The 13,082-nt window shown below is 63.9% G+C and carries 12 protein-coding genes; 3 read left to right on the top strand and 9 right to left on the bottom strand.

Annotated features, from left to right (window positions below; all coding sequences use genetic code 11):
- Nucleotide 1: 1 nt before the first annotated feature.
- The 5 genes from IVB40_RS05570 to IVB40_RS05550 form a co-directional block, all read right to left on the bottom strand.
- On the bottom strand, nt 2-1,108 hold the full coding sequence (locus tag IVB40_RS05570; RefSeq protein ID WP_247818296.1) for an ABC transporter ATP-binding protein: 1,107 nt from the start codon (nt 1,106-1,108) through the stop codon (nt 2-4).
- An 8-nt stretch (nt 1,109-1,116) separates the two neighbouring features.
- A complete protein-coding gene (locus IVB40_RS05565; protein WP_247818295.1) occupies nt 1,117-2,022 on the bottom strand; it encodes an ABC transporter permease in 906 nt (301 codons plus the stop codon).
- The gene (locus IVB40_RS05560; RefSeq protein WP_247818294.1) at nt 2,019-2,948 is read right to left on the bottom strand and encodes an ABC transporter permease; all 930 of its coding nucleotides are present in this window, start codon (nt 2,946-2,948) and stop codon (nt 2,019-2,021) included. Before IVB40_RS05560 ends, IVB40_RS05565 begins: the two co-directional genes overlap by 4 nt.
- Before the next feature lie 55 nt (nt 2,949-3,003).
- Entirely contained in the window at nt 3,004-4,353 is a 1,350-nt protein-coding gene (locus IVB40_RS05555; protein WP_247818293.1) for an extracellular solute-binding protein, read from the bottom strand.
- Between the two features lie 264 nt (nt 4,354-4,617).
- A complete protein-coding gene (locus IVB40_RS05550) occupies nt 4,618-5,919 on the bottom strand; it encodes an MFS transporter (RefSeq protein WP_247818292.1) in 1,302 nt (433 codons plus the stop codon).
- Between the two features lie 368 nt (nt 5,920-6,287).
- Here IVB40_RS05550 and IVB40_RS05545 point away from each other — a divergent pair, with 368 nt between their 5' ends.
- Genes IVB40_RS05545 through IVB40_RS05535 form a run of 3 tightly spaced genes read left to right on the top strand, consistent with a single transcriptional unit; the run spans nt 6,288 to nt 10,061 of the window.
- Nucleotides 6,288-7,502 (top strand): ABC transporter substrate-binding protein, encoded by a 1,215-nt coding sequence (locus tag IVB40_RS05545; RefSeq protein ID WP_247818291.1) that lies wholly within the window; start codon nt 6,288-6,290, stop codon nt 7,500-7,502.
- 7 nt (nt 7,503-7,509) lie between these two features.
- Complete coding sequence (locus IVB40_RS05540; RefSeq protein ID WP_247818290.1) at nt 7,510-9,243, top strand: FAD-dependent oxidoreductase; 1,734 nt, start codon at nt 7,510-7,512, stop codon at nt 9,241-9,243.
- Nucleotides 9,244-9,266: 23 nt separating this feature from the next.
- Nucleotides 9,267-10,061 carry an IclR family transcriptional regulator gene (locus tag IVB40_RS05535; protein ID WP_247818289.1) on the top strand — a complete coding sequence of 265 codons (795 nt, stop codon included), beginning with the start codon at nt 9,267-9,269 and terminating at the stop codon, nt 10,059-10,061.
- Nucleotides 10,062-10,205: 144 nt separating this feature from the next.
- On the opposite strand, the gene IVB40_RS05530 is transcribed toward IVB40_RS05535, so the two are convergent.
- The 4 genes from IVB40_RS05530 to IVB40_RS05515 all read right to left on the bottom strand — a co-directional run bounded on the left by IVB40_RS05530 (nt 10,206) and on the right by IVB40_RS05515 (nt 13,078).
- Nucleotides 10,206-10,985, bottom strand: coding sequence for an SDR family oxidoreductase (locus IVB40_RS05530; protein WP_027570528.1), 780 nt, complete (start codon nt 10,983-10,985; stop codon nt 10,206-10,208).
- A gap of 57 nt (nt 10,986-11,042) precedes the next feature.
- Nucleotides 11,043-11,633, bottom strand: a complete 591-nt coding sequence (locus IVB40_RS05525; RefSeq protein ID WP_247287798.1) for a thiamine pyrophosphate-dependent enzyme — start codon at nt 11,631-11,633, stop codon at nt 11,043-11,045.
- The gene (locus IVB40_RS05520; protein WP_247287797.1) at nt 11,633-12,172 is read right to left on the bottom strand and encodes a thiamine pyrophosphate-binding protein; all 540 of its coding nucleotides are present in this window, start codon (nt 12,170-12,172) and stop codon (nt 11,633-11,635) included. Before IVB40_RS05520 ends, IVB40_RS05525 begins: the two co-directional genes overlap by 1 nt.
- Nucleotides 12,173-12,334: 162 nt before the next feature.
- The gene (locus IVB40_RS05515; RefSeq protein WP_247818288.1) at nt 12,335-13,078 is read right to left on the bottom strand and encodes an aspartate/glutamate racemase family protein; all 744 of its coding nucleotides are present in this window, start codon (nt 13,076-13,078) and stop codon (nt 12,335-12,337) included.
- Nucleotides 13,079-13,082: the final 4 nt, after the last annotated feature.

The raw sequence follows: 13,082 nt of genomic DNA, 5'->3' as shown, positions 1-13,082 counted from the left end.
TTTAGGAAAGTGGAAGCGCGCTGCCGGTGGCCCATGTGGCCATCACGACGTCGCCGACGGTGAACGGATCCGCGAAGAAGGTCTTTTCCGGCACATAGGCGACGAACGCGTCGTCCGGCACGGTGTCCAGCATGACCTTGACGAAATAGCCCTGGTATTCGATCGCGAGCACGCGACTCGGCAGCGAAGTAGAGCAGCCCGGCGGCAGCTCCCTGCCCGGCCGGACCAGCGCGACATCGTCGCGGCGCACGGCGATATCCATCTTGTCGCCGACGCTGACCGTAGGCCGCGCCAGAAGCGGGACCTCGATGCCATCAGGCGCGGCCTGCGCGAGCGTAAAGGTCGAACCGTTGACCTTCTCGACTCGCCCCGACAGGACGTTCTGCCCGCCCATGAACTCGGCGACGTAACGATCGTGCGGATGGGCATAGACGCCGCGCGCCGCGCCCGCCTGCTTGATTCTGCCCTGCTCCATCACCACCACCAGATCGGCGAGCGCGATCGCCTCGAGCTGGGTGTGGGTGACGTGGATGAAAGTGATGCCGAGCTCCTGCTGCATCCGCCTGAGCTCCTGGCGCATCTGCACGCGAAGCTGCTCGTCGAGCGCGGACAGCGGCTCGTCGAGCAAAAGTACCCTCGGCTCGGTGATCGCCGCGCGCGCGAGCGCCACGCGCTGCTGCTGGCCGCCGGAGAGCTGCGCCGGCAGGCGGTCGGCGAACTGCGTCAGCCGAACCTTCTCGATCATGGCATCCGCAGCGCGCAGGCGATCGCCCTTCGACATGCCGCGTACGCGCAAGGCGAACGCGATATTGTCGCGCACTGTCAGGTGCGGGAACAGCGCGTAGGACTGAAACATCATCGCGGTGCGTCGCTGCACCGGCGCGAGCCCGACGACGTTCTGGCCGCCGATGACGATCTCGCCGGCGGTCGGGTCCTCGTGGCCGGCGATCATGCGCAGAATCGTGGTCTTTCCGCAGCCGGACGGACCGATGAAGCAGCAATAGGCGCCATCGGCGATCTTGAGGTTGACGCCGTCGACCACATTGCTGACGCCGTCAAAGCTCTTGCAGACGCCCGCCAGTTCGATATCGCCGCGATCGCTCTTCATTTCCCAGCTCAACCCTTTTTGCTGCTGCCGCGTTTCTTCTGGATCAGCACGATGCTGCCCAGGCTCGCGCCGATGACGATGAAGGACACGATCGTCGTCACCGTGCCGAGCGCGTAAAGCGAGGGCGACGTGACGTTCAAGGTCATGCTCCAGATCTCCAGCGGCAGCGTGTTCAGTGAGCCCGCGGTCTGGAGGCTGCGCGCAAACTCGTCGTAGGAGAGCGTGAAGCCGAACAGCGCGACCGCGACCAGGCCGGGCGCCAGCACCGGGATCATCACCAGCCGGATCGACTGCCAGCGGCTGGCGCCGAGGTCGTAGGCCGCCTCCTCCCAGACGTGGTTGAAGCGCGACATCACCGCGAACATCACGAGCACACCAAACGGCAGCGTCCAGGACAGTTGCGCGCCGAGCGCCGAGGTGTACCAGCTCGCATTGAGCCCGAGCGCCTGGAACAACAGACCGGTGCCGAGGCCGAGCACGAGACCTGGTGCGACCAGGCTGCCGATCATCATGTAGAACACGACGGTGTCGCCGCGAAAGCGCTTGCGAAAGCCGAGCCCGGCGAGGAACGAGACCACCACCGTGATGACAGTGACAATGACGGCGAGCTTGATCGAGCGATCGAACGAGCCCTTGACGTCGCCGGTTCGCACCTGGGTGAAGAGATCGACGAACCAGTGCAGCGAAGTGCCCTTCATCGGGAACACGAGGCCGCCACGGATATCCTGGAACGACAGGACGTAGATACAGAACATCGGGCCGTACAGCGCGATCACATAGAACGCGAACAGTGTCGCCAGAACATAAAACGTCCACGGCCGGCCGCCCTTGCTCGGGGCAATCGCCTTGGTCGTCGCAGGCGCGACCGTCTTTGACATGTCGGTTTTGGGCATGTCGGCGAGAACCGCGCTCATCGCGTGATCTCCTGCCTGATATCGACGGTGCGCAGGATCAGCGAGACGATGGCGACCAGCACCAGCGTCAGCAGCACCGCGCTTGCGGCTGCGGTCGGATATTGCAATACACCGACGTCCTCGTAGAACGCGCTGACCACCGAGGCCGAGCCGCCGCCGGACATCACCTTGACCACGAAGAAATCGCCCATCACGATCGAGACGACGAAGATGGTGCCGAGCGCGATGCCGCTCTTGGACATCGGCACCACGATCAGGCGCATGATGTCGAAACGGCTGGCGCCTGCATCGATCGCGGCCTCGATCAGCTTCTTGTCGATCCGCGCCATGGAATTGAAGATCGGCACGATCATGAAAATGGTGAGCTGGTGGACATAGGCGATGACCACCGCGAGGTCCGAGAACAGCAGCACTTCCAGCGGCTGGCGGATTAGACCGAGCCCCAGCAGCGCCTGGTTGATCAGGCCTTCCTTGCCGAGCAGCGGGATCCAGGAAATCATCCGGATGATGTTCGAGGTCCAGAACGGCACCGTGCAGAGCAGGAACAGGCCAATCGCCAGCAGCTGATTGCGGACGTGGAAGACCAGGAAGTATGCGACGAAGAAGCCAATGATTAGCGTGAAGACCCAGGTCAGCACCGTGAACTTGATCGTCGCCAGGTACAGCTTCAGCGTCAGCGCCGAATGCAGTACCTCGACATAGCTTGCGAGCGTGAAGCCCGGCGTCAGCCCGCCGAAGCCGTCGGTGGCGAAAAAGCTCGCGGCCAGCACGACCAGGATCGGCGCCACGAAGAACGGCACGAGCACCAGCACGAGCGGCGACACGTAGAGCCAGCCAGCGAGATTTGCGCGTGGTGGGGTTTGGGCTGGACTAAGAGCTGGACTAAGGCTTGGCTGCATGTCGGCAAACGCCTCGAACTCGGTCATTTGGCACCGGCGCATTGCCGCGCCGGCGCTTCGTTCACGTCACGTGAAGCAGGTTTCAGGCCACCTTGAAGTCGTTCCAGCGCTTGTTCATGTAGGCGGCTTCGTCCATCAGCGTGTTCCAGCAGGAGATGTTCTTGACGCGGTCGAGGAACGAGCCGCCGTCACGCTTGGTGCCGCTCTTCTCCATCGGCACGCCATAGGGGTCGTTGACCACCTCAGGCGCGGGCTGGCCCTCGTACCAGAATGCCCATTCGGCCGGCGTGAGGGATTTCTTCGCAGTCGAGGGGACCGGGCTGTAATAGCCGTAGCGCGCGACGAAGCCGCCCTGCCATCCCGACAGATACCAGTTGAGATATTCGTAGGCCGCGTCCAGCTTCTTGCCGGAGAGATGCTTCATCAGGCCCATGCCGTTGCACCAGCCGCGATAGCCTTCCTTGCCGTTCTTGATGTTGACCGGCGCGTAGACGCACGGGATTTCCTTCACGCGCACCGCGGCAACCGCCGGCGACCACATCGACTGGATGACCACTTCGCCCGCCGCCATCAGCTGCACTGACTGGTCGAAGGTTGTCCAGGTCGCGCGGAACTGGCCCTGCTTCTTGAGCTCGATCAGCTTGTTGCAGGTGAAGTCGATCTCCTCCTTGGTCATGTTGCCCTTGTTGCCGTACTTGATCAGTCCGGCGCTTTCGAAGCAGAGCGCGGCGTCCATGATGCCGATCGCGGGCACGTCGAGGATCGCGGCCTTGCCCTTGAACTTGGGATCGATCAGATCCTTCCATTCGGTGACTTCATGGCCGACGAGATCGGGGCGGTAGCCGATGGAGTCGGCGTTGTAGACCTGCGGCAGGAAGGTGGCCCATTCGGTCACACCGTCGTTCAGATCAGTCGAATCGGGCTTGGCGATATACATGGCCTCGTAGGGCGAGATGCCCTGGCGCGGGATCTTGTGACCGTCGATCTCGCCCTTGGTGAAGATCGGCAGGATGTTGTCGAACTCCTTGACCTTCTTGACCTCGATGCCCTGGATCACGCCGCGCTTGGCAGCGAGCTTGGCCTGCCACCCCTCGAGATCGGCGATGTCGACCGTATTAGGCTGGCTTATGAAGCGGTTGATGGCGGCGGAGGTGTCGAGGTTCTGCATCGTCACCTTGAAGCCGAGATCCTTGGCCGCCTGGTCGCCGATCGCCTTCACCACCGAATAGGACACGCCGACATGGCGCAGCTCGATGTCCTTGATCTCCTGCGCCCAGATCGTCGGGAATCCGCGGATCGCGTCCGATCCTGCGGCCGCGCCGGCCACCGCCGCAGCGCCCTTCAACAGCGTGCGCCGGCTCAGCTTTTTCGCAGGCTTGTCGCTCGTCCCCGCCGGATTGGCAGTGGATGTCCCCTTGTCCCTGTCAAGCATGGCAACCCTCGTTGGCTACGATGAACGCTGCGCACCGGTCGCCATTGACCGGCTGCGGATGTGATCAATTGCGAGGGAGGCTATGGGCGGGATGTCGTGAAGTAAAATTGGAAGTAAAAATTCGCCGCATAAACGCGGCTAATGGTTCGCCCCGCTGCATCGGCTTTTGGCAGCGCGCATAAGAAGACGTCAGGACGTGCACACAAAAACGATAGCTTCGAACGTGCGGGCCCGCTGGCGCGGCAGACGTGATGAAGGCGATCCTCAGGACCTGAGCTGGTCCCGCGCCGTCTCTGGCGCCATCAGCGTCGCGATGATGGTGACGATCGACAGTGCAATGATATAGACCGACACGGCCCAATAAGAACCGGCCCATGCCAGCAGTGCCGTCGCAATCAGCGGCGAGAAGCCGCCGCTCAGCGCGGCGGCAACGTTGGCTCCCAGCGATGCGCCGCTGTAGCGCACCTGGGTGCGGAACAGCTCCGGCATGAATGCCGCCTTCGGCCCGAACAGCAACGCATGCGTCAGCGTCATCGTGACGACAAGCGCAAGCGTGATCAGCGCCGGGTCCCTGGTGTCGAGGAACCAGAACAACGGAAACGCCAGCGCAACCGAGAAAACGCCGCCGGCGAGATACAGCGCTTTGCGACCGAAGATGTCGGACAGCCAGCCGGCGAGCGGCAGAGTCGCGAGTTCGACAAGCGCAGCATAGACCACCGCATCCAGGATCACCTGCCGCGGCAGGCCGAGTTTTGTCGTGGCATAGACCACGGTGAAAACGGTGAGGAGATAAGCCAGCCCGACTTCCGAGACCGTGATGCCGATCGCGAGCAGAAAACTGCGCCAATCGCGGCGCAGGACTTCCATCACCGGCTGCGCCAGCACCTCCTTGCGCTCGACCACTTCCTTGAAGTGCGGCGTCTCCGCGAGTTTCAGCCGCACGATGAAGCCGACGCCGACGAGCAAAATGCTGATCAGGAACGGCACGCGCCAGCCCCAGCTGAGGAAATCTGCTTCGGGCAATTTCGTCATCAAGCCGAAAATACCAGTCGATGCAGCCACGCCGACGGGAAAGCCGATCTGCACCAGGCTGCCATAGAAGCCGCGGCGATTGCCGGCGTGCTCGGCCACCATGACCACCGCGCCGCTCCATTCGCCACCGAGCCCAATGCCCTGGATGAAGCGCAGGATGACGAGGAAGATCGGCGCCCAGACGCCGATCTCGCTGTAGGTCGGCAGGCAGCCGATCATGAAGGTGCCGAGCCCCATCGCGATCATGGTCGCGACCAGCATCTTCTTGCGGCCGAGACGGTCTCCATAATGCCCGATGATCGCGCCGCCGATCGGCCGCGCCACGAAGCCGACCGCATAGGTCGAGAATGCCGCCAGCGTGCCGACGAAGGGATCAAAGCTCGGGAAGAACAGCTTGTTGAATACGAGTGCGGCGGCCGTGCCGTAGATCAGGAAGTCGTACCACTCGATCGCGGTGCCGAGCGCGCTCGCCCACACCACATGCGCCGTCGTCGATTTCTCCGCCGAAGCGGAGACCCCCATTGCTGCCGTCATGCCATGCGCCCCAAGATTCCTGCGCGGCATCATGGCCAATCACGATGGCGGTTGCAACTTGTCCGGGCATAGTCGTCGACGAGGATCACAGTGGGTGACAATTGCGCACGACTGCTTCAGCACCGTCATTGCGAGGAGCCCTTGCGACGAAGCAATCCAGCATCCCGCAGCGGAAAGAACCTGGATTGCTTCGCTTCGCTCCCAATGACGTTGTTGAACAGTCGCGTGCGTCGCTCCGCAACCGCTTCGCGGCCTTCACCGAACCTGCATCCCCTTTATTCGCCATTGACAAACTTATTCACCATTATCTAACTTGCTGTCACAATAACCAGCCGTGCCAAGCGGCCCATAAAAGAGAGGGAACGACAATGAGAGGGTTTTTGGCCTGCGCCATGCTCGCGGCCATGACTTCGGCTGCGATGACCACCGTTGCGAACGCGCAAATCTCCGACGACGCCGTGCGGATCGGCGTGCTGACGGATCTGTCGAGCTGGGGCCGCGACAACAGCGGGCCGGGCTCCGTGGAGGCCGCAAAAATGGCGGTGGAGGAATTCGGGCCGACCGTGCTCGGCAAGCCGATCGAGATTATCAGCGCCGACCATCAGATGAAGACCGACGTCAGCGTGCAGATCGTGCGCGGCTGGTTCGACAACGGCAAGGTCGACGCCGTCGTCGACATCCCCAATTCCGGTATCGCGATTGCCGTCCACAACATGGTGCGCGAGCGCAACAAGATCGCGCTGCTGTCCGGCCCCGGCGCGAGCTCGCTGACCGACGAGCTGTGCAGCCCCAACACCGTGCACTTCACCTACGACACCTATGCGCTGTCCAAGGTGACTGCCTCCGCTGTGATCAAGGAAGGCGGAAAGTCGTGGTACTTCATCACCGCGGACTATGCCTTCGGCCAGCAGCTCGAGAAGGACGCAACCCGCTTCATCACCGAGATGGGCGGCAAGGTGCTTGGCGGCGTGAAGCATCCGACCAACACCGCCGACTTCTCCTCCTTCGCGCTGCAGGCGCAGAGCTCGAAGGCCGATGTGGTGGCGTTCGCCAATGCCGGCCAGGACACCGACAACGCCATCAAGCAATCCGGCGAGTTCGGCCTGGTGCAGGGCGGCCAGAAGCTGGTCGGCCTGCTGATGTTCGACACCGACGTGCACGCGGTCGGCCTTAAATCCGCGCAAGGCACCTACATGACCACGGCATCGTACTGGAACATGGACGAGGCGACCCGCGCATGGTCGAAGAAATTCTACGAGCGCACCAAGGTGATGCCGACCATGATCCACACCGGCGTCTACGGCTCGGTGCTGCATTATCTCAAGGCCATCAAGGCCGCCGGCACCGACGATCCCGCCAAGGCGATGGCCAAGATGCGCGAGCTGCCGATCGAGGATACATTCGTTCATGGCGGCAAATTGCGCGAGGACGGCCGCGTCATTCGCGACATGTATCTCGCCAAGGTGAAAACGCCGGAGCAGTCCAAGGAACCCTGGGATTACCTCGACATCATCAAGACGGTGAAGGGCGAGGACGCCTTCCGCCCGGTCTCCGAGTCCAAATGTCCGCTGCTCAAGAAGTGAGGCCTGCATGACCGGCAACGAGCGCAACGCAATTGAGACCTATGAGTGCGATGTGCTCGTGGCCGGATCGGGCGCCTCCGGGATGTCGGCCGCGATCACCGCGCGCTATCGCGGCCTCGACGTCCTGATCGTCGAGAAGGAGCCACGCTTCGGCGGCACCACCGCCCGCTCCGGCGGTTGGTTGTGGATTCCCGGCACCTCGCTGGCGCGCGCCTACGGCATCTCCGAGACGCCGGAGCAGGCTCGCACCTACCTGCGGCACGAAGCCGGCAACAATTACGACGCCGCACGTGTCGACGCATTCCTGAGCGCCGGGCCCGAGGCGGTCGATTTCTTCACCAGCAAGACCGCGCTCCGTTTCGACATGCCGCTGGTGTTCCCGGACTACCACGCCGAGGTGCCCGGCGGCACTCAGGGTGGTCGTTCGATGGTGGCACGCCCGTTCGACGGCCGCGAGCTCGGCGACCAGATCAAGACCCTCGGCTCGCCCCTGCCCGAGCTGACCGTATTCGGCATGATGCTCGGATCCGGCAAGGACATCGTCCATTTCATGCGCGCGACGAAGTCGCTGACCTCGGCGGTCTATGTCGCAAAGCGCCTGTCGCGGCATCTGATGGACGTGCTGCGTTACGGCCGCGGCATGACGCTGACCAACGGCAATGCGCTCGCCGGGCGACTGGCAAAATCCGCGCAGGATCTGAAGATTCCGATGTGGCTGTCCGCGCCGGTGCACGAGCTGACGGTCGAGAACGGCACTGTCACCGGCGCCATTGTCGCCCGCGAGGGACGCGACGTCCGCATTCGTGCCAGACAAGGCGTCGTGCTCGCCTGCGGCGGTTTCCCGCATGATGTCGAACGGCGCAAGAAGATGTTTCCACACGCGCCGACTGGGAACGAGCATTTTTCGCCGGGACCGACCGGCAACACCGGCGACGGCCTGCGGCTTGCGGAAAGCGCCGGCGGGCATGTCGAGGACCGGCTGCCGAACGCGGCAGCCTGGGTCCCGGTCTCGGTCACCAAGCGCAAGGACGGCTCAAACGGTGTGATGCCGCATTTCATCGACCGCGCCAAACCCGGCGTGATCGCGGTGATGCGTGACGGCAAGCGCTTTGCCAATGAGGGCAATTCCTATCACGACTTCGTCCAGGCCATGGTCAAGGCGGCGAAACCGGGCGAGGAGATCGCGGCGTACCTGGTGTGCGATCACCCGACCCTGCGCAAATACGGCCTCGGCTGCGTGCCGCCCTTCCCGATGCCGCTGGGTCATCACCTCAAGACCGGCTATCTCATGCGCGGCGAGACGCTGGAGTCGCTCGCGGCAAAGGCGGGCATCGACAGCATGGCGTTCGTCGAGACCGTCAAGCAGTTCAATGCGACCGCACCGCAGGGACACGACGCCGCCTTCGGCAAGGGCTCGAAGGCCTATAACCGCTATCAGGGCGATGCGCTGCACGGCCCGAACCCTTGCGTCGCGCCGATCGAGAACGGCCCGTTCTACGCCATCAAGATGGTGGTCGGCGATCTCGGCACCTATGCAGGCATCGTCACCGACGAGAACGGGCGGGCGCTCGATGCGGAAGGACGGGTCATTCCGGGGCTCTATGCCGCCGGCAACGACATGGCGAGTATCATGGGCGGCAACTATCCCGGCGCCGGCATCACGCTTGGGCCGGCGCTGACGTTCGGCTACATTGCCGGCCGTCATCTCGCCGACAGTGCCGCCAAGCGCAACGCGGCGTAAGCGAGCCGCACGCCAGGAGGCGCATGAAAAGAGAGAGCCGCGGCATCCAGTCGATCGAGGTCGGCGGAGAATTGCTCCGCGCACTTGCGAGGTGCGGCGAGCCAATGATGCTGCGCGATCTCGCGCGCGAGGCCGGCATGACGCCGGCCAAGGCGCATCCCTATCTCGCCAGCTTCTCCCGCATCGGCCTGATCGAGCAGGACGAGACCACCGGCCGTTACGAGATCGGCGCGCTGGCGCTGGAGCTCGGCCTGATCAGCCTGCGCCGCCTGTCCGGCGTACGCATCGCAGGACCGAAGATCGCGGCGCTCGCAAGCCAGATCGGGCATGCGGTCTCGCTCGCGGTCTGGGGGACGCACGGCCCGACCGTGGTGCAGCTCGAAGAACCCGGCCAGCCCGTCCACATCGTGATGCGCGCCGGCTCGGTGATGGCGCTGCTGGAGACGGCGACCGGCCGGGCCTTTGCGACCTTCCTGCCGGAGAAGACGATCAACGCCGCACTCGAAAGCGGCCTCGACCGTCACGGTGTCGGTTACAATCCGAAGCGCACTGTGAAAGGCGCGAAGGTCGCGGACATGCTCACCGAGGTCCGCAAGCACGGCCTCGCCCGCGCGCTCGGCGACCCCCTGCCCGGCGTCAACGCATTCGCTGCACCGGTGTTCGACCATTCCGGCCATGTCGCGCTGGTGATCACCGCGATGGGGCCGAAAGGCACATTTGACGCGCGGTGGGACAGCCCGATCGCCCATGCTTTGCGCGATTGCGCGGGCGGCATTTCGAAACGGCTTGGTCACGGGATGACGGCTGCAGCGGAGTGAGCGGCAAACTGTTCGCCTCACAACGGCTGTCATGCCCCGCGAAGGCTGGGCATCCAGTACGCCGCAGCCCATCGCCTCCATCACTGCTGTCTCGGCGTACTGGATCGCCCGGTCAAGCCGGGCGATGACACGAATGGGTCCGCCCTACTTCTCCTTCACCGGCACCGTGTAATTCAGAATGAGCCGACCGCCGTCTGGGTAGATGGTCTGCCCAGTGATGTAGGAGGCATCGTCGCTCGCAAGAAACGCCACGACGGAGGCCACCTCGCCCGGCTCGCCGCCGCGGCCGGCCGGCGTGCGTGACATCACGGTCTTGCGGGCATCCTCCGAGGTGTAGATGGACGATGCCACCATGTCGGTCAGAATCGTTCCCGGCCCGACCGCGACAACGCGAATATTGTGCGGAGCGAGTGCGACGGCTGCGACCGAGGTGAGCTGCTTCATGCCGCCCTTGGACATGGCGTAGGTGGCAAGCGCCGGGATTGCCAGCAGTGCATTGACCGAGGACATGTTGATGATGACCCCGCCGCCGCCTTGCGCAATCATCTGCTTGGCCGCCGCCTGCACACCGAAGAATGCGCCCTTCAGGTTGATGCCAATGATCTCGTCGAATTCCTCTTCGGAGATCTCCAGGAGGTCCCGGTTACGAGCGACGCCGGCGTTGTTGACCATGATGTCGAGCCGGCCGAACTCCTTCACGGCCGTTGCGACCAGTTGGTCGACATCGGCACGCTTGGCGACGTTGCCGACGACGGTACGCAAGGCATCCGGTCGCGCGAGTTCGGCAGCCGTCGCGGCCAAGCCATCGGAATCGACATCCGAGATGACCACCTTGACGCCGTCGGCCAGGAATCTCTTCGCGCAAGCCTTGCCGATACCGCGCGCCGCGCCGGTGATGGCGGCGACCTTGCCGGTTAGTTTCATGGTCTCACTCCAGGATAGCTGCTTCGGGGCAGACTGTTGCAGGGTGAGAAACCCGGCTCAGGCCGCCGCGAAGCCGAGATGAGCACGGAACCGGTTCTTGATAAAGACAGCATCGCGCGAGGGCAGCGAGCGCGGCGGATTTTCGGCCAGAACCTTGATGACAAAAAGCCGCGGGCCATCGGCCGGCTCAGCGATCTGCCGCGTGAGGCGCTCCACCTCCTCAAGCGTCCGCACGGTCCCGGTCGCAACGAAGCCGCAGGCGGCGGCGATGACGGTCAGATCGACGCCGCGCCCGGTGTGGCTGGCCTGCATTCCGGTCTCGCCAAAATGCTGGTTGTCGATCACGACGATGTCGAGATTGCGCGGGCGCGCGACACCGATGGTGGCGATGCCGCCGAGGCCCATCAACTGCTCGCCATCCCCGGTCAAAGCGAGGACGCGCTTTCCCGGCTGGGCTTGGGCGAGGCCAAGCCCGATCAGCGCGGCGCCGCCCATGGCGCCCCAGAGATAGAAATTGCCGTCATGGTCGCCGACCGAATGAAGGTCATAGGTCGGCGAGCCGAGGCCGGACACGACCAGCGTGTCCTTGCGATTTTTCAAGAGCGCGGCGACGGCGGCGCGGCGGTCGAGCTGGGCTTGCATTGGCATCACCACTTCTTCTTGCCGATCAGGCGCTGCCCGATCAGGACCGCAATCTGCTGATCGGAATCGTAGGCGAGCGCTGCGGCCGATTCCACGGTCTCGACCAGATCTTCCGCCGTCTCCGCGCGCATTACCTTCAGGCCGATCGCTTCCAGCGACGGCTGGGTCGCTCGGCTCATCGGCACCTGCCAGGGATTGAACTCGGCCCATTCGCCGCGCATCGTCACCAGCATCAGCAGTGGAAATCGTCCGATCGCCGACAGCGACAGCATGTTGATGCAATTGCCGACCCCGCTCGACTGCATCAAGAGCACGCTACGTTGGCCGCCGAGCCAGGCGCCTGCGGCGATGGCGACGCCCTCCTCTTCCGTCGTCAGCACGTTGGTGGTGACGTCGCGGTCGGCCGAGAACAGGCTGATGAGCTGGCTGTGGCCGGCATCGGGGACGTAGGACATCTGTCGCACGTCGGCGGCCTTCAGGATGCGGTAGAGCTCGGACGGCCAAGCGTCTGCGCGCGTGTCGGGATTGGATTGAAGGCTGTGCACCGCTGGTCTCCGTGGATTTCGAGCCTTACTCTAGCGATGTTCAGCCGCGAAAGCTCTGACCGTCTGGCGCGATCAGGTATCGAGGGATTGTATAGCTGCTGCCGTTCGCATGAGTTCAGCGAGAACGATGCGCATTGCTGCGCCATGGCAGCTTCTCGACCTCTAGCCAAACTGACGCGGGCGCAGTCCGGCATGAAACCAGGTGATCATGGAATAGATGTCATACACGGGCAATCCAACTTCGGCCTGCAAAGCTGCCGCATAAGGCGGCATGTTGGTGCATTCCAGCACGATCGCGCGGACATCCGGGTTCCTGGCGACCAGCTCCTTGCCGGCCTCGACCACGTCACGTTCCGCCTGCGCGATATCCATGTCGTCCTTCTCGGCCTTGATCAGGACGCGGAAGAATTCCTTGCCGTGCTCGGTGCCGACCAGCGGCGTATCGAGAGGAACGCCGGCACCCGCGAGGTGGGCCGGCGTCAAGGACGAACCGGACACCGTGACGACGCCGACGCGCTTGCCCGGCGGCAAGGTCGCCTGCACCCACGGCACCTGCATCAGTGACGAGGTCGCGACGGGAACGCCGACCGCGGCTGCGATCTCCTTCTGGAACAGTGAGAGGAAGCCGCAATTGGTGGTGATGGCTTCGGCTCCGAGCCGCACCAGATCCTTCGCCGCGTCGATGAAATCCGGCAGCAGACCGGCCGCCCCCTTCAGCACCACCTTCTCCGGCGAGGCGCCGCTCACCACGCGATAGAGCACGGGGAAAGGCCAGGTGGCGCCGTTGCCCATGTCGCCGGGAATGCGGGGAAAGCGCGCCTCCAGCATCAGGATGCCAAGCGGCGCCCCATAAATGGCTTTGCCGCCGCGGGCGATTCGGAGGGACGAGTTGGCTGGAGCGGTCATGATG

Origin of the sequence: Bradyrhizobium sp. 40 (assembly GCF_023100925.1) — a bacterium.
GTDB lineage: Bacteria > Pseudomonadota > Alphaproteobacteria > Rhizobiales > Xanthobacteraceae > Bradyrhizobium.
The sequence above is the reverse complement of the archived record's forward strand: the minus strand, read 5'-3'. Positions and strand labels throughout refer to the sequence as shown.